We start from the raw sequence: 15,590 nt of genomic DNA on the forward strand, positions 1-15,590 counted from the left end.
GCTACGAACGCAAGGCCGAGCACTTCCTTGCTTTCGCCAGCATCGCCTGCACCCTCATCTGCTACCGCAGACTGGCCAAATGAGATGAGGTCTAAACCACCGCCGTCAGAAGCGGCGGATCACCCGCAGCGAGTCGGTGTACAGGTCACCCTCGATGTTTTCGGCGGGAACCGACCGCTTGCCGTTGAGGATGGACTTCGCTCCGAGATCCGCCAGGGTCGGCCCGTTCGGAGTCCTACGGCTGGAGACGAAGCGCAGGCCACCGTGCTGGTCCTGTCCGACGTAGATGCCGGTGTGATCGACCTTCCCGTCGGTGGTCTCGGGGTCCTTGGGGTTGATGCCGGTGGCGTCGAAGAAGACCACGTCACCGATCCGCAGTCGGGTGAGCGACGGAGGCTCGCCGGTGCCCTTGGCCACCACCACGCCGGGGCCGTGGGCGGACTGGTTCAACGAGGTGCGGGGCAGGTTGCGGCCGTCGAAGTTCTTGTAGCCGACCATCGGGATGCCCAGGTGGTGGCCATAGACCATCCGAACGAAGCCCGAGCAGTCGAGGTGGCCCTTAAAGGACTCCGGCTTCGTCACCACTGTAGGTTCGCCGGGGAAGGTCCAGTCGAGCCCCATGTAGTCGTGGAAGTCGGCGCCGACGAAGCGCAGCCCGGCGCCGTCCATCTCGCTGTACCCGGACGTGCCGAGCACCTGGACACCCTGGAGCGCGGGGTCGGTCATGGTGGGGGCGAAGGGCCGGAACATCGAGGCGTATGCGAGTGCGTCGGGGGAGGTGTCGCTCGCCCAGGCGCGGATCTGCTGCTCCAGGGCAGGGGTCCAGCTGCCGTCGAAGGGCGCGGGCAGCACCCTTACCCAGGTGTCGTGGCTGATCACCGGCGGGTCGGTCCACTCGGCCGAGACCACGTCGAAGTCGTAGACGCGGGCCTGCGGGAGCACCGTGGCGCCGGAGGAGGCCCACGCCCGGACCCCGACGGTGCCGGTCCTGAAGACCTTGGTCGGGTCCTTCTCGGGGTCGCGCAGGTTGTGGTCCCAGGCTTCCGGCTCGGTCTCGCCGTGCTTCCAGGCGCGGGCGCGCAGGACGTCACCGGTCTTCTGCACCCGGACCCACCAGTGGTCGAAGGCGGCGAAGCCGGTGCCGACCGTGACGGCCGGGCCCAACGTACTCGCTTCATTGACCAGTTCCTTCTCCATCAGGAGCTGGACCTCGCCGGCGGGGGTGATGTTCAGCCGGGCCCGGTAGTGATTGTTGACGTCCGTGGCCGCGAAGGTGAGGGCGAGCGAGACGGGGGCGCCGGCGGGCTTCTTGTCGAAAGAGAAACGGGCGCGTACGTCGACGTCCCCCACCGCCTTGTCCGCGAGCAGGGCGTGGCGGCTGGCGCTGACGGCGGTGAGCGTGATGGCGGCCCGGCCGCTATCCAGGAAGTAGTCCGCGTCCTCGCCGTTGTGGGTGGACCACTTACCGCCGCCGGGGGAGGAGCCCCAGCCGGTCCCGGAGGTCAGGGTCCGGGAGAAGGAGTCGGAGAACGGCTTCTTCTGCTCGGTGAACCAGCGCTTGGGTCCGCGCAGCGTGACCGTCTTCGCGCCGGTGGTGAGGGTGGCGAGCACCCCCTGCTGGTCGGACACTTCCAGGAGCGCGGGGGTGCCGGCGACCGTACGGGTGGTCAGTCCCCCGGCCGGGTGGGCGCCGAAGTGCCACGGGTCGCTCGGGTCGAGCACCATCGGGAGCCGCCCGCTGGGCGTGACCGTCACGGCGGGCAGCGTGGTCGCAGTGGTCACCGTGGTCGTCGCGGCGGCCGTGGGCGTCGTGGCCGGCGTGGCTGCGGCGGCGGACGAGGCGAACGGCAACGAGCTGCCCGCCGCCCCCACGAGGGCGGCGAGTGCCGATCTACGGCTCGGCGTGGATATGGATCCGGACATATGGGTCCCCCTGTGGCACAAAGATGATCAGACGAGGGGGACCCTACCTGTGCTTTCGCCTCAACGGTCGGCCAGGCCCAGGTCAGGGGCCATTCCGTCGTTTTTCCGCGGGTGGCTTTGTTCGCGAAAACCGGTTCTGGCCCACCTTCTGTGGAGTTGTAACCGAGCGTTGCGGATGGCGAGGCGGATGCTTCCGCAAGCAGCGCTGGATTTGAACCCGCCCCACGGCGTTAGGGTGCTGATTCACGAAGCAAGGAGAGTGGGCGTGCCCAACAGACCGCGGAGAGAGGAAGCCCTCGACTTCCTGCGCGCGGAGATGGCAGCGGAGCGATCGACAACGACCGAGTTGACCACTCGGGCTGCATGGCTGGCCTGGGTGCGATTCGCGCAGCAGCGCTTTGACACAGCACCGACCCCCGACTCCGACGGCTTGCTCTTCCAATACGGCACGCATGCCTTCAGCGGGCGACCGATGTTCACGCTGGACCTCACCCGACAGTTCGACATCAACGATGACGACGGCGAGCACGACCATTACGTGCAGGTCCACTGCGAACTCCGCTACGAGCCCGAATCCGCCCTGGAGGCCCGGGGAAGCTTCGACTCCTGGTTCTTTCACGACACCGATACAGACCTCGACCAGTGGTTCGCCGCCATGGAGAGTCGTCTCGAACTCCTACTTGATCGCGGGCCCTCCGAGATCAACCTTTACGAGGAGCCGGTGTAGGCCGTGCCAGGAGTGGGAGACCAAAGGACCCCTCACGCAAGCGGGTCCTGGTTGCGTAGGAGGGCGAAGCCGGCGCGGCCGCACATCTGACGCTTGAGCATCTTGATCCGGTTGACATGGCCTTCGACGACGCCCGAGTTCCAGGTGAGGGTGAGGCCAGCGATGACGGCTTCGCGGTCGCGGTCGATGCCCGCAGCGAGGGTTGGAGGCTCGGGAGGTCGTCCTGCCTGACGGCGGCGAGCCAGTTCGGCAGGCGCTCACCCTGGCGCTCGGTCAGCATCGTTGCAAAGGATCGGACGTGCGTGGTGAGGGCATCGATCTCGGGGCAGTTGGCCCGGACGTTCTTCAGTTGGAGTTGCTCGGCATCGGACAGGTTTTCCGGGCGGCGCAAAACCCATCCGGCGACTGCCCGGGGTGAGGGCGGCCGGGCTGTCACGGGCCGTGGCGAGGTGCGCTTCTGGTGGAGGTAGGCGCGAACGCGCTGGTAGCTGCCCTGGTAGCCGAGCGGACAATCTCTTCCCACAGTTTCCAGGCGTTGGTGCCGCTCTCGTTCCAGCGGTCGTCGAGGTAGGTCTTAATCGTCGAGGACGGAGGTCCGGGCCTGCCACTGACCGGTGAAGAGGTCTTCCGGCTTGGTGGCGTCCGCATACCGTTTGACGGTTCGGCTCGTCATGCCGAGTTGCCGCTGGATCGCGCGACGGCTGTGTCCTGCCTCCACCAGGGCATGGACGGTGGCGTGAACGGTTCGGGTTCGGTCGGCGAACCGGTGCCCGGTCGGCCATGGCGAATCGGACGACTCCTCTGCAGGGTCGGGCTGCGTCTCGGTCGTTTCAGGCATCTCAGGGACCAGGAAGCGCAGGCACTGGCGGTGCTGGGCGATGCTTCGCTCAGCGGCCTCGCTGAGGTTGTGCCAGAGATGCCACCGGTCCGCGACCTGCACGGCCTGCGGTGCGCCGGCGGTGGCGCCCTCGGCGAAGAACGGGGCGCGGTCCCGGCATACGACCTCGATTCCGGGCCTTTTGGCCAGCCACGCGGCTAGGCTCCATGACTCCCTGTCGGGCAGCAGGTCGACCGGCCGGCGGGTCTCGACGTTCACGAGGACGGTGCCGTAGTGCCGGCCTTTGCGGGTGGCGTACTCGTCGACGCCGACCACTCGCGGGGGCGGGCACCTCCGGCTCGGGAAGTGCGTCGATCAGCCGCAGAACCGTGCTGCGGCTGATCGGCACGCCAACGACGTGGGCCAGGCGGGCGCCGGCCCGGCCCGCGAGCGCGAGACCGATCGCGGCCACGGTCGAGCGAAGCCGCTCGGTCCGCTGACCGTGCCTTCGGGTCAGGCCGGGTATTTGCTCGACGAACGTGTGACGTCCACACTCGGCGTTCCGGCAGGTGAACCGGCGGACCCGCAGCTGGAGTACGACGCTTCGTCCCGCACTCGGAACATCAGCAGGAAACCGCAGATAGGAGCCGAACCCGGCAGGACCGTTCCGCAACCGGGCACGAGGCGCCCGCGGCGGTGCACCGCACTTCAACACGCACTATCGCGATGTTCACGTCCACCGACAGCACCGCGATGTCGTCGATCGACGGGAACAGCAGCTCCTCCAGCCGGAGCAAGGCCTCTTTGACAGCCCGAACTGTCGGGTCAGTCGCTCCTGCCACTGCTCATTTCGAGGCAACTTCCGAAGGCGTCAAAGGAAGTTCAGCGGTCACTCACAGTCAAGCACCACACAACAACCTGAGCCAGAACCAGAACCGGCTCTGGCTCAACTTCTGTGGTCTGTGACTGCGGGTCACCAGTTACGCAGCCAACCGACCGACCATGTGCCGGGTCGCGGTCTAGAAGTAGCCGGCGCGCATGTGCTGGGTGAGGTTGTCGAGGATCTCGCGCAGCCACGGGCTGCGGACGCTCGGCAGCCGAACCAGGGTGCGCCAAAAGGTTCCCGAGTCGACGCGGAACGGGTGGCGGGGCCGTGTTGCGGGCGGATCGAAGTCGTCAAGGAGGACGCCGTCGGGGAGGACGCCCGCCGTGGGAACGGGCAGGTCCGGCTCGGGGAAGGCCAGCCACAGCCAGACCCCGAACGGCAGGGGCACCGAGTACACCGCCGGGGCGGGCGGGGCCCAGAGCTCTCCCGTCTGCGGATGTGTCGGCACGAGGAGGATCTTGGCGTCGCCGTCCGCAGACGGTCGTCCCGGTCCGGCCAGTTCTGCGTACCGAGGCTGCGGACCGGCGGGCAGCATGCTGTCGAGCGCGCGTTGGAACACCTCGCCGACCAAGCCATCGGGCACGATCACCGGGCAGCCCTCCGAGGCCACCAACAGGTGGGCGAGTGCACGGCCGGCGGCCGCCTCCCACTGCGGGCTCCAGGAACACCAGTAGTTCGACCAGTGTGCCGCCCCCATGCGCGACCCCCACCTGGCGACCGGCTCGAACGGGGGCGTGCCCTTTCCTTCCGTCATCAGTTCAGCCCAGGTGAGCGGTGCGGCGTCGACGCCGTCGACGGGAACACGACGCACGACACTCGGCGCGAGCCACATCGCCTGCCACAGCGAGCAGTCGTCGATCCGGCTCGCCACGGGCAGACCACACTCCATGCAGGCCACGTTGGGGCCGGCGGCCCCGTCCAGACCGCAGCAGTAGCCGCCTCCGCGGCTCTCGGGGATCAGCACGGTGCCGCGGGCGTCGCCGGGCGCGATGACGACCGCGCCCGGCGCGCCGTCGGAGAGGGCATGGACCGGCGCGTAGATACCACGGGCGGCCGTCTCATCCGGATGGACCTCCTCCCACTTCCGCCATGGTGGTCCCCAGGGCTCCGGCTCCACGGCGAAAGTGCCCGACTCCATGAGGACCGGCAGCTGAGCCCCGTTCCCGTAAACCTGGTGGGCATGGACCGGCAGGGCAACGCGGGACAGCGGATTGGTCAGTTCGGCGCCACATCCCGCACACACGAAAATGAACAAATGTCCTCCGCCTGGGCAACCGAGACATCGTCCCAGCTCGGCGGCAGCAAGCCAACCAATTTCGGGCGGGCCGCAGGACAGCCATCTGTCACTCGGCGTGCGTGTCGACAGAAGTTGAGCCAGAACCCGAGAACGGGAGGCAGCCCGCCACAGCGTGGCCTGCCAGTTGGCAGCAGAGCCTGGCCACCCGGTCGCTTGACTCCGTAGCCCGCTCTGTCCCGGCCAGCCGCAATGCCGGTGACTACGGCTAGTCGGTCTCGGCGGGAGTGCTGGCCTTTGCCTCGCGGCGGGCCCGGGCGTCGCGGACCATCTTCCAGAGCAACACCGGCAGGAGCAGGGTCAGAGTGGCAAAGACGACGACCGGGTGGTCGCTGCCTGCGGCGAGGGTGCCGAGCAGGACCGTACCGAGCGCATGATCGAGGGCGTCGAGACCCGGACCGGTCCGGTGACCCGGACCGGCCAGGCGCATGCAGTGCAGCGACCTCAGCGCGAAGAAGAAGTTCAGGCCGGCGCAGGCGAGCAGGGCCCATCGGACAACCACGGGTATGTTCACGGGCGCGGCTCTAGGCCTCGCTTCCTTCCCAACGGTGAGTGGGTGCCTCCCCGAGTGATGGACAACGGCTCGGCACAGACGGCCAAGGTGAACTCTGCGTACGATTCATGATCGGCTGGAGTGGTGGTCGTCGCCGGCCCGGGGAGTGGCCCAGCTCTGAGGGCCGGGTACGACACCCGCCTGGAGACGATGCGGTGACCGCTTCCCCGCCCGCCGAGACCGCTGGTGCCGGCCCAGCCGCCCTTGTCCTCGCCGCGTCCGGGCAGCGGAGGATGGCACGGCGTTCGACTGTCGCCTGGGCAGCGGAGGGTACCGGAGAGTCGTCGGATCAGGGGCTGGACGGACGCTCCTCGTCGTCGGTGGTGTGCGGCTGCTGAGGCTCTGGGAAGTGCTGGTCAAGGATCTCGGCCCATCGGTCGAGGGTGACGAACCGCCCGGGGTCCTCGGCCTGAGCCTGGACGAGCTGAAGCAGAGCGTTCACGAAGGCCGACCTCTGGGTGATCGGCTCGCAGTGCCGGAAGCGCCTGTCGTGCGGGTGGCCGGGAATGGTGTCCACGGGCTTCGTCCCTTCAAGCGGTCCGTCATCACGACGTCGTGCAGGATCTCGAGGCGCCGATTGGGCCGAGCGCGCTCGAGGCGGGCGCCTGCGGCCGCGGACGGGGCGCGGCAGCCATCGGGGAGCGGGGGCGGGCCCCGGCCGTACTGCGTCCGCCGCCCACAGAATCCGCCGGTCGACCCCACACAGCGGGACCGGCACGCCGATCGCACCGGACGAGCCTTTAGGGTTTACCCATGAGCTTGACAGCAGGTCACGACGGAGGAGCCCTGCCCGGTGCGACGGTATCGGCGCGGGGCTGGCAGGCGCCGAGCGCGGTCGAGCGGGGGCTGTACGAGGCGAAGGCGCGCGGCGACTGGCCCGCGTACTACGACCTCGTCGCGCGGGCCGACCTGTACATGCTGCAGTCGCGGGCGTACGTCGACGCGAACGCGGGCCACAACCGCTTCCACCCCTACTGGAACCCGCAGACCCAGACCGTGTGCCTGGCCGTCTACACCGGCGGCATGCTGCCGCCGCCCGTCGCCGACCCGGTGTACGACTGTTACGACCTGGGCTGGTTCGCGGAAGTCTGGAACCAGGACGACCCGCCCTACCTGGTCGTCAACCCCGGCAGCCCCTGCGAGGGCGTCCTGCCGGCCGGGCCGGAGGGCCGCGCCCTGTGGCAGCGTCACTCCGCACCGGTCGAACGGCCGGGGCTTGCCCCCGACGTCGTCCACACCCTGGAGGTGGGCGGCCCCCGCACCGGCCACGTCGCCTTCGGTCTCGCGGCCGGCGCGCACATCAACGTGCACAACGGGCGCTACTGGAACTCGATGGCCTACCACGGCTGCGGCTACCGCAATGAAAAGCGCATGCTGGAACGCTGGTGGGGCGTCACCACCCGCGGAGACTGGCAGGACACGCAGGAACAGCTGCTGCGCGCCGCAATGGTCAGCGGGGCCTGGGAGTCCGTCCTGCGACTTCGCCGCGCCATGGCCCTGGACTTCGCGGGGCCCGTCGACGTCGACCACTGGCGCCAGGCCGCGGGAAACATGGTGCGCCAGCGCGCCGAGGCCGCCGCCGAACCCCGCCTGACCGCGGACGGCGTCACCCCCAGCCACACCGTCACCGCAGCGGAGCTGAAGGGCCAAGTGAGCGGCGTTCAAAGGCTGATCGGCCGCATCGCCCGCTACGAGGCGCGGTTCCGCGCCGACGGCCTGCTGCCCGAGGGGGGCTTCGTCCGCAGCGTCGAAGCCTGGGACTACGGCCGGGCCTCCGGTATGGCCCGCTGGGGACTCGCCGCCCGCCTGTGCTCCCTGCAGGAGGCGGAGGCGGCCGTGGTCCAGGCCGGCCGTCTCGTCCAGCTCAACTACCGCTCATGGGAAGACTTCTCGGCCGCCTACATCCTGGGCCGCTGCCTCCACTTCGACGAAGAGGAGTTCGGCGAGTGGTACGAGACGGTCCTCACGACCCACCGTGCCCTCACCACCGACCCGGCCAGCCCCTGGCGCACGCTCCCCTGGACCTGAGGATCCCGCTTCAGGTCGAGCGGCCGCGTCGCGCGGACCGGGCGCAGCGCGCGTCTGGGCCGGGCACGCACCGCAGCCGTCAGGGAAGGATGGGGGCGGCCCCGGCCGTACTGCGTCCCGTGAGGGGACCGGGGCCTGTCCCGCACACTCCATACCGGCACGGGCCGGAATGGAGCCTCGTGCGTGACGTAATTGCAGTTCAGCAAGTTTTCCGTCACCCCTGCGATGCCCGGCATGATCGTCGCTTCCATCGACCCCACCTCGCAGGCCTACGCCTACGCCTTCGGCGAGGTCGTCGGCTCCATGAGCCTTGCCTCCATAGCCATCGGCGTGCTCTGGTGGCTGACCCGCGCCTGGCGCGCGCAGTCACCCCGCCCGGCAGCGATCCGGCACAAGCGGTGCGGGGGAAGAGGAGACGGACCTGGTTCCTCGGGGCGTGAGCGTGGACTCGGCGGTCGAGGAGGTAGGACGTGGGCGACTGGCGGAGCGATCCGACCTTCGCGATGTGCGCGGCGTTGGCGGACGGGGCGAAACTCTCCTCGTTCGCAGGCGGCCCGTTCGACGTGCGGGCGGTGGTGGCCGCAATCCGGCCCGAGACCAAGGACGGATTCCTGCTCGACGAAGTCCCCTGGGAGCACTTCCCTCAGGGGCGTCGGGTCAGGGAAGCCGTTCACCTGCTTCATACCGGCAACTCGCCCGCTCCCGCTCGGGCCGGAACGGGCGTCGTAGGGTATGTGCGCCAACGACATGCGGGCCGCAGCCGTGCTCGCCGTACCGTTCCTGATCCGGATCGCCGCAGACACCCGCCGCTCTCACCGTGCCGACGCGCTCGCCGAGGCCTGCGCCCCGGCCCGCGCCCACCACTTCGGCGTCGCTTCCCGTGATGAACTGCTGCTCCACCGCGGCGACAGGTGCTGCGGTCTACCGCCGGAAGCCGCGTCGGGGATCCCTGATGCTGCGGTTGTCGAACGGCTCGAACCAGGCGGCCTCCCGGAGGTCGCCTACACCCAGGAACTGGTTCGCGGGGTGGTCGGGGTCCTCGATGCCGGTGAACTTGGAGTGGAAGAGCATCAGGACGTCGTGGTCTTGGAACATCAGGTCGGAGCAGCCGTCCCAGCTGTAGTCATCCTGGTGTTCCGGGAGGGTGTTGTGCTCGTCCCCTGCGGGGCGGCCTTCGAGGTAGGTCGGGGCGTCCTCGATGGCCAGGTGCAGGGCCATCTCCTCTGCGGTGCATGTGGGGTTGGGCCAGTTTCCCTTGGCGAGGTCGCCGGCCAGGTCGTCGAAGGCACGCGCCATCCGATGACGCCCACGGTGGTCGGCTGTCCATGTGAGCGGGGGCAGCCTGTCGAAGACCTCCCACGTTGCGGAGTCAGCGTCTGACAGGAACTGGTCCCCCAGACTCTGCGCGTCGTCGTAAGCCTGATCCGCTAGGACGACCAGTGCCGCGTGGAGGAGGTCGGCGGTACGGGGCGTGAGTTGCCATCTGCACTCCTCGCAGTCCTCGTCCTGGCCCTTGCAGGGACAGTCCCGGGTGGCGAAGAGCGCTGCGAAGTTCGGAGTCTGGTCTTCGGCTGCTGGCCGGGTCCGCTGGCCTCGCAGGCGCCAGCCGTGAGTGAATCGGGTGTGACGACCGGCGCCGCGCCCCGACCGACGTCGTTGTCGATGTCGCCGGCTACTACAGCAAGGACAGCAAGGCCGCCTACGTTGTGACGGGGTCGTACCGGATCATCGACACCCGGGAAAGCTGGTGGCGCCGTGGCAAGCTGCCGGCTCACAGCTACCTCTCCCAGCGGTTCACCTCCGACGACCGCGGACCGGCCGACGCCTACGTGCTGAACGCCACCGTGACCAACACGACTGACTCCGGATTCCTGTCAGTGGCCCCGAGCCCGTTCCCGTGGTTGGAGAACGACCAGCCGGGCGCACCGGTCCCGCCGCGTCCCGGTTCCTCCACCCTGAACTGGGAGTCAGGCCAGACCACTTCGAACCTGGTGCAGGCTAGCGACGGTGACCACGGCGTCATCAACTTCTGGAACCAAGGCTGGAAGGACGCCGACCTGATCATCGACGTCTTCGGCGTCTACCAGACGAGCTGACCACCGAGCAGGTCAGCGGACACCACGCGTCAGGGCCGACCCGCACCCCCCGGGCTGGCCCTAACGCCGTCCGCTCCTTAGACCGTGTCCTATGTGGTGAGGCGGACGAGGCGTTTGTAGAGGGTGGCGCTCGTAGCGGTGGTTGAGCCGGCGGTAGCCGGTCAGCCAGGACATGGTCCGCTCAATCAGCCACCGGCGCCGCCCGAGTCGCTTTGACGACTCGAAGTCCTCGCCGGGCAGCGGTGTCAGCTCGTCCTCCTCCAGGCGGAAGTTGAAGCCGATCGAGGCGAGCTTCCCGCGCAGGATCCGTTCGTCCTCGACCATGTCGATCTCGGCGATCTTGTCGTTCAGCTCTTCCAGCGAGGCGACCTCGGAGACCGGGACCAGGTGCGTGCGGCGGAACCGGCCGCCCTCCTGCTCGACCCCTCCCTTCTGGTGGGCACCCTCCTCGCCCGGGATGCAGTAGAAGGCGTCGAAGCCGATCTTCCGTGAGTTCAGGAAATCTGAAGGCTCCGTGGCGCGAACTCAGGGGCTCAAGGGCAACTCTGTCGAGTGCGAAGGGCCGGTTCCCATAACGGAGGACGTTCGTTGGCCCCGGACCGGGTCAGCTTCCGGCAGAGAAGGGCTGGGCGTCAGCCCACTCCCAAAATGCGCCGGCCTCCGTGACCTCGCGTTACATGACCTCGAAGAGCTTCGAGAGGTTTGCCTGGGGAGGGACGTCGACCGCGATGCGGCGGTGACCGCTACGTGTCGAGCATTCTGGTCAACGGTGCAGGCTTGGGCGTTTTGGTCACCATGGTGATCGAGGATGATCTGCCTGTGGTGCTGATGGTGCTGCTGACTGGGTGGTGTCTGTCCAACATCGGCGTCAGCGCCGTGGTGTTCGCCGTGGTGGCCCAGTCGAGGATTCGGAGGACAGCAGCGTGGGCCGAACTCGATTTCGTCGAGCAGCATGCTCCGAAGTACGGCCGGCCGCCGGAGACGATCGAGGAGTACCGGGCGCAGCAGCTTCAGGAGTAGGCGTCAGAGGCTTGATCAGCCAGGAAAGACAGAACCCCGTGAACGCGATGTCCACGGGGTTCTGTCTTGCTTGTCCGGCCGAGCGAGACGTCGACGCTACTTACCGCACTTGGCCTTGAAGCCGTCCAACAGACCCTTGCCAGCATCGGAGTTGTCACGCACGTACGCGCTACCGCTGATGCTGATCGAGGTGTCGCTGGTTGAGATGGACTCGCTGCCGGTCCGCTTGTTGCGGCTGTCCTCTCCGGCGACCGTCCAAATGATCTGGGACTGATCCTTGTTGAACTCGCCGGTGCTGGTCACGCCCGGCTTCTCGTAGACACCATCGCAGTCGTACTCATGATGCGAGACACTGTTGCCCTTGACAACCAACTGGCCGAGTTGGGACGTGCCGTTGACGTCCTTGACGTAGTAGGTACCGTCGAGCTTGCTGCCGCTGCCGCTGCTTCCGCTGCAGGCCGTGAGTATGAGTGAGCCCGCGGCCAGGGCCGCGATGGACACGGTCATCTTGGCCCGCGTCCTACGTGCGGTCCTGGTGATGCTCATGACGTTCCCCCTTCGTTCGTTCTGGATAGGTCGGTTTGAGATAGAAGGCCAGTCAAAATAACCTACGGATAGGTGACTTTGGCTGCGAGGCCGTAGGCGCGGAAGGGTATGCAGGCGATGGTGAATGTGCCGTCGCCGAGTGGCTTGAGCCAGAGCTGTTCCATCTGTCCGTCGAGTCCGAACGGTTGCCAGGTCGGCCTGGGCGATGTAGTTGCTGGCGGCACGACCGACAGGATCGTCGTGGACGATGAACTCGGTCATGTGCTCCCCTTGCCCGATTGCGCTTCGCCACCATGATGTCCTGGCCTTCCGCCGCGGCAGTCAGCGGGGGCATCGAGGTTGCCCGTCAGGGAGGCGGTGCCTGTTCTGCGTCCGAGGGGCTCACTGCGCTGGTGTAGCGGAGGCTGGCCTTGGCGGTGAGCGAGAAGACGTGTGCGAGGTGGAGGGGGTCGGCGCCGTTGGCGAGGACCTCTTCGAGGATGCGGTCCTGTCGTAGCCGGTCGACACCCACGGGTAGGTCTTTGACCAGCCTGTTCATCCAGAACGTGCCCACTGCTGTTGCCGTGGTGGCTGTGTTCCGGCTGATCAGCAGGTGTGGGTTGGTGCTGTTCGGCCAGCGGCAGTGGCGGTAGGCGACGTAGTCGGAGATCGCCACGCTGGTGTAGTCGTCGAGCGGACGGTTCAGGCCCTCGGGATCGAGTCTGCGTCCGGGTAGGTCCACCTGCTCCAGCAGCATCGCGCGGATCTGGCGGGCGGGCAGTGCATGGATGCCGGACAAGGCCACGACCACGCGAAGGGCCGGATCCTGCAGTGCGGCAAGAGCGACGGACTCCACCTCGTCCGCGGTGAGTGATGCGGGGACTTTGGCTGCAGGCTTGCCGCCCTTGATGCCTCGCATCGGGTTGGCGAAGATCAGCCGCTCGGCCTTGAGCGTGCTGAACAGCGAACGCAGGGCACTGGCGTCGTATGGGCGATAGGGCCGGTCGGCGAGCCAGCTGGTGATGTCGTCGCGGGTGGCCTGCCGCAGGGTTGTGTACTGACCGGCGTACTCGGTCAGGAACGGCAGGATGCTCCTCAGGTTCGTGATGACCGTCGCGTGGGCACGTGGTTTTCGGCGCGGGGTCCCGTGCCTCAGGATCTCGATCCATACGGCCAGTTCGGTACGGACATCTGGGGCAAGAAAGGAGAGGTGTTCCTCGCACCAGGCATCGAGCGCGTCAGGCCTGTCGTCGAGGAAGATGTCGAGTTCTTCGAGCACCTCCAGGACGTGATTGGCCGGCACTGCCGTGTGGGTGAGCTGGGCGATAGTCGAGGCCCGGATTCTCTCCCCTGGCCGGTGAACCGCGCAGAGAATCCGGATGCCGCGTCGCACTGAGCCGAGAGTGCGGGGCGGCCAGCCGCGCAGTTCTGCGATCCGGGCAGCCCGGGCACTCAAGGACCCGAACAGTGGAGGGTCGAGCGGTGGGGCCTTGCTGCTGACTCCGCGAAGCTCGCGCGGCACCTCGAACAACAACAGCTCCGTCCAGCGTGCCGGGACACGGTGCGGTCGCGGCGACCACGGTTCCGACGGAACGGGCTGAGGCTGGGGGGGGCCGCCGCGCGGTCGCAGGGTGCCGATGATGAAGAGCTGGTGTCCGGTGCGGGCGGCTACTGTCAGGTCGACCCGGGTCTTGTTGGCCCGGCCAGCGATCAGGCTGGCCGGGCGGCGGCAGAGGCGGCAGATCCCGTCGATCGCGGCGACCTCGCGTGTGCAGACGTCGCAGTGGCGGCTGGTGGCTTTCGAGGTGAAGCCCCAGCACGCTTTGCAGCGTGGTCGGTCGATCCAGCCCCATCCAAAGCAGTCCCGGCAGCTGCGGGCGGCCCAGGGTCGCGATCGCCGGGCGGGCGTGCTCATAGCGGCGGCCCTGAGCGGCCCAGCCGGCGCTGGTGCGTGATCGGACTGCCGCCAACGACCTGCTTCTCCGCCTCCAGTGTCGCGGTCTCCTGCCGGACGTTCGCCTTATCCGGGACGAGGAGGTCGGCGGTCGTGCAGTCCAGCACCTCGCAGATGATGTCGAGGTCAGCGAGGCGGACGGTCAGCGGCCGTCCGGACCACAGGTGGGACATCTTGCCAGCGGAGATCACCAATCCGGCGTCAGCCGGCATCCGTTGGAGCTCGGCGGCTTTCCAGATGTCGCGTTGGGCGGCGACCATCCGCAGGTTCCACTTCATCGGCGTGGCCCTCCGAATCGCGTCGTGGCTCGTTGACCTGCTCTGATCCAGGCATCTTCGACGTGGGACTTCTCTACGTGCACGTAGATCATGGTCGTGCTGAGCCATTCGTGTCCGAGGATCTCTTGGATGGCAACGACGTCCATGCCGTTGCGGTAAAGGTCGGAAGCGACGAAGTGCCGCAGCACGTGTGGTGTGAGCTGGCCGACCTGGTGCGGCAGGTGCCGGGCGACCGCCTCGGCGAGCCCGGTCCGCAGAGCGTCGTCGGTCACGGCCCTGCTGGAGCCGTCGCCGTATCTGCGTTCCGAGGGAAACAGCGGGCCACGTGGGTCGTTACCTTGTCGTCGAACTCCCAGCGCGGCCCGGTGATCCACCATTCCAGCAGGTCATGGGAGCCGTTGATGAGCGGGACGAGCCGTTCCTTCTTGCCGCGGCCCTGGCTGCCCTTGCCCTTGAGGAGGACCTTGCCGAACCGCCCCACGTCCCAGCGAACGTCGCCGACCCGCAGCAGGCACAGTTCTGAGATCCGCGGCCCGATGAGGCTGGCCAGCCGCGAGGCAGTGTAGTTCCGGGCAGCCGGAGCGTACTTGCGTGCCCCTTCCATGTCGCACCGCCAACCGCTGAAGAGCCTGGTGACTTCGGCCTCTGGCGGTGGGATCCGCAGCCTCGCAGAAGTGCCGCCGCGGGGCCGGTTCATCTCGTCCAGCGGGGACTCTACGACGAAGCCGGTGGCCGAGTGGATGACGGCCTTGTGTCGGAGTTCGAGGAACTCGAAGAACACGGCGAAGGCCGCGGCCTGGCGGACCTTGGTGCCCGAGGCTGAGTCGCGACGGTGCCGCCCGAAGTACCGGTCGAGGTCCTGGGCCTCCATCTCCCACAGAGGCCGGCCAAACCATTCCCGCAGTCCAAGAACCGGGTCGACGTCACCGCGGATGGTGTCGTCGAGCACTCCGGCAGAGGCCCGCGCGAGGACGAACTCAGCCAGCAGATCCTGCTCGAAGGCTGCGACCTCCTCGGAAGTCTCCAACCGGAGCGCCGGACGCAGAGCTCGCACGAGGCCAGTGCCATCCCGTTCCTCCCCTTCAGCTATCCGACGACTCCGCCATGACAGCCGAGGAGACTTCAGGATTTCTGAGAAATGAGCAGCAATCACCCGATCGTGTCCAGGAGACCGCAAGCCCCAAATCAAGCAGCCGTCGAGGTCGCCGACGCAGTCGGGATGCAGCGGGAACCCACGGGAACATGGACATAGTGCGAGCGGAAGGCGGTCCACCGCTCGGACTCCACGCGGCTGCGGCCGGTGCAGACGGTGCGGACGGCGGGGCTTGAGGTTGTCGTAACGGATGTGTCGGGTCGGGACGCCGCCGAGCACCCTGAACGCCTCGACGTGGCCCTCCATGAACGATTGCTGGGCCTGTGAGGCGAAGACCCTTCTCCGCACTATTGATCTGGGGCCGATGGAGACGCCGAGGGAACATGCGGCAAGATG

At 67.8% G+C, this 15,590-nt stretch carries 15 protein-coding genes and 1 pseudogene; 4 read left to right on the plus strand and 12 right to left on the minus strand.

Translation table 11 applies throughout. From position 1 onward, the window contains the following. Nucleotides 1-105: 105 nt before the first annotated feature. A complete protein-coding gene (locus ACZ4VT_RS35175; RefSeq protein ID WP_467955448.1) occupies nucleotides 106-1,923 on the minus strand; it encodes an NlpC/P60 family protein in 1,818 nt (605 codons plus the stop codon). Between the two features lie 265 nt (nucleotides 1,924-2,188). On the opposite strand from ACZ4VT_RS35175, the gene ACZ4VT_RS35180 reads away from it, so the two are divergent. After that, entirely contained in the window at nucleotides 2,189-2,650 is a 462-nt protein-coding gene (locus ACZ4VT_RS35180; protein ID WP_467955449.1) for a hypothetical protein, read from the plus strand. A gap of 32 nt (nucleotides 2,651-2,682) precedes the next feature. Here the strand turns inward: ACZ4VT_RS35180 and ACZ4VT_RS35185 are convergent. The 4 genes and pseudogenes from ACZ4VT_RS35185 to ACZ4VT_RS35200 form a co-directional block, all read right to left on the minus strand. Further along, a pseudogene (locus ACZ4VT_RS35185) lies at nucleotides 2,683-4,309 on the minus strand (ISL3 family transposase). 177 nt (nucleotides 4,310-4,486) lie between these two features. Beyond that, a complete protein-coding gene (locus ACZ4VT_RS35190; protein WP_467955450.1) occupies nucleotides 4,487-5,608 on the minus strand; it encodes a hypothetical protein in 1,122 nt (373 codons plus the stop codon). A gap of 247 nt (nucleotides 5,609-5,855) precedes the next feature. Beyond that, nucleotides 5,856-6,161, minus strand: coding sequence for a hypothetical protein (locus tag ACZ4VT_RS35195; protein WP_467955451.1), 306 nt, complete (start codon nucleotides 6,159-6,161; stop codon nucleotides 5,856-5,858). Between the two features lie 328 nt (nucleotides 6,162-6,489). Beyond that, nucleotides 6,490-6,717 carry a hypothetical protein gene (locus ACZ4VT_RS35200; RefSeq protein ID WP_467955452.1) on the minus strand — a complete coding sequence of 76 codons (228 nt, stop codon included), beginning with the start codon at nucleotides 6,715-6,717 and terminating at the stop codon, nucleotides 6,490-6,492. A 236-nt stretch (nucleotides 6,718-6,953) separates the two neighbouring features. Here ACZ4VT_RS35200 and ACZ4VT_RS35205 point away from each other — a divergent pair, with 236 nt between their 5' ends. Further along, nucleotides 6,954-8,228 (plus strand): DUF1266 domain-containing protein, encoded by a 1,275-nt coding sequence (locus tag ACZ4VT_RS35205; RefSeq protein WP_467955453.1) that lies wholly within the window; start codon nucleotides 6,954-6,956, stop codon nucleotides 8,226-8,228. A gap of 921 nt (nucleotides 8,229-9,149) precedes the next feature. On the opposite strand, the gene ACZ4VT_RS35210 is transcribed toward ACZ4VT_RS35205, so the two are convergent. Beyond that, nucleotides 9,150-9,524 (minus strand): hypothetical protein, encoded by a 375-nt coding sequence (locus tag ACZ4VT_RS35210; RefSeq protein WP_467955454.1) that lies wholly within the window; start codon nucleotides 9,522-9,524, stop codon nucleotides 9,150-9,152. 410 nt (nucleotides 9,525-9,934) lie between these two features. Between ACZ4VT_RS35210 and ACZ4VT_RS35215 the strand changes: the two genes are divergently transcribed. Then, nucleotides 9,935-10,324 (plus strand): hypothetical protein, encoded by a 390-nt coding sequence (locus tag ACZ4VT_RS35215; protein ID WP_467955455.1) that lies wholly within the window; start codon nucleotides 9,935-9,937, stop codon nucleotides 10,322-10,324. A gap of 60 nt (nucleotides 10,325-10,384) precedes the next feature. Here the strand turns inward: ACZ4VT_RS35215 and ACZ4VT_RS35220 are convergent, their stop codons facing one another. Then, entirely contained in the window at nucleotides 10,385-10,648 is a 264-nt protein-coding gene (locus ACZ4VT_RS35220; RefSeq protein ID WP_467955456.1) for a hypothetical protein, read from the minus strand. A gap of 423 nt (nucleotides 10,649-11,071) precedes the next feature. On the opposite strand from ACZ4VT_RS35220, the gene ACZ4VT_RS35225 reads away from it, so the two are divergent. Then, nucleotides 11,072-11,344: a hypothetical protein gene (locus ACZ4VT_RS35225; RefSeq protein ID WP_467955457.1), complete on the plus strand. Its 273-nt coding sequence runs from the start codon at nucleotides 11,072-11,074 to the stop codon at nucleotides 11,342-11,344. A 96-nt stretch (nucleotides 11,345-11,440) separates the two neighbouring features. On the opposite strand, the gene ACZ4VT_RS35230 is transcribed toward ACZ4VT_RS35225, so the two are convergent. The 5 genes from ACZ4VT_RS35230 to ACZ4VT_RS35250 all read right to left on the minus strand — a co-directional run bounded on the left by ACZ4VT_RS35230 (nucleotide 11,441) and on the right by ACZ4VT_RS35250 (nucleotide 15,500). Next, on the minus strand, nucleotides 11,441-11,890 hold the full coding sequence (locus ACZ4VT_RS35230) for a hypothetical protein (RefSeq protein ID WP_467955458.1): 450 nt from the start codon (nucleotides 11,888-11,890) through the stop codon (nucleotides 11,441-11,443). 346 nt (nucleotides 11,891-12,236) lie between these two features. Next, complete coding sequence (locus ACZ4VT_RS35235) at nucleotides 12,237-13,784, minus strand: hypothetical protein (protein WP_467955459.1); 1,548 nt, start codon at nucleotides 13,782-13,784, stop codon at nucleotides 12,237-12,239. Continuing rightward, nucleotides 13,781-14,101, minus strand: coding sequence for a helix-turn-helix domain-containing protein (locus ACZ4VT_RS35240; RefSeq protein ID WP_467955460.1), 321 nt, complete (start codon nucleotides 14,099-14,101; stop codon nucleotides 13,781-13,783). The genes ACZ4VT_RS35235 and ACZ4VT_RS35240 overlap by 4 nt, the downstream gene beginning before the upstream one ends. Then, on the minus strand, nucleotides 14,098-14,478 hold the full coding sequence (locus tag ACZ4VT_RS35245) for a tyrosine-type recombinase/integrase (protein WP_467955461.1): 381 nt from the start codon (nucleotides 14,476-14,478) through the stop codon (nucleotides 14,098-14,100). The genes ACZ4VT_RS35240 and ACZ4VT_RS35245 overlap by 4 nt, the downstream gene beginning before the upstream one ends. Then, nucleotides 14,370-15,500 carry a hypothetical protein gene (locus ACZ4VT_RS35250; RefSeq protein ID WP_467955462.1) on the minus strand — a complete coding sequence of 377 codons (1,131 nt, stop codon included), beginning with the start codon at nucleotides 15,498-15,500 and terminating at the stop codon, nucleotides 14,370-14,372. Before ACZ4VT_RS35250 ends, ACZ4VT_RS35245 begins: the two co-directional genes overlap by 109 nt. Between the last annotated feature and the right edge of the window lie 90 nt (nucleotides 15,501-15,590).

This window comes from Streptomyces sp. NPDC029164 (assembly GCF_055563995.1).

Bases quoted from the DNA above. Each gene is read 5' to 3' on its own strand.
- ACZ4VT_RS35175 (WP_467955448.1), bottom strand. From the start codon at position 1,923: ATGTCCGGATCCATATCCACGCCGAGCCGTAGATCGGCACTCGCCGCC.
- ACZ4VT_RS35205 (WP_467955453.1), top strand. From the start codon at position 6,954: ATGAGCTTGACAGCAGGTCACGACGGAGGAGCCCTGCCCGGTGCGACG.
- ACZ4VT_RS35210 (WP_467955454.1), bottom strand. From the start codon at position 9,524: ATGGCGCGTGCCTTCGACGACCTGGCCGGCGACCTCGCCAAGGGAAAC.
- ACZ4VT_RS35220 (WP_467955456.1), bottom strand. From the start codon at position 10,648: ATGGTCGAGGACGAACGGATCCTGCGCGGGAAGCTCGCCTCGATCGGC.
- ACZ4VT_RS35230 (WP_467955458.1), bottom strand. From the start codon at position 11,890: ATGAGCATCACCAGGACCGCACGTAGGACGCGGGCCAAGATGACCGTG.
- ACZ4VT_RS35235 (WP_467955459.1), bottom strand. From the start codon at position 13,784: ATGAGCACGCCCGCCCGGCGATCGCGACCCTGGGCCGCCCGCAGCTGC.
- ACZ4VT_RS35240 (WP_467955460.1), bottom strand. From the start codon at position 14,101: ATGAAGTGGAACCTGCGGATGGTCGCCGCCCAACGCGACATCTGGAAA.
- ACZ4VT_RS35245 (WP_467955461.1), bottom strand. From the start codon at position 14,478: ATGGTGGATCACCGGGCCGCGCTGGGAGTTCGACGACAAGGTAACGAC.
- ACZ4VT_RS35250 (WP_467955462.1), bottom strand. From the start codon at position 15,500: ATGGAGGGCCACGTCGAGGCGTTCAGGGTGCTCGGCGGCGTCCCGACC.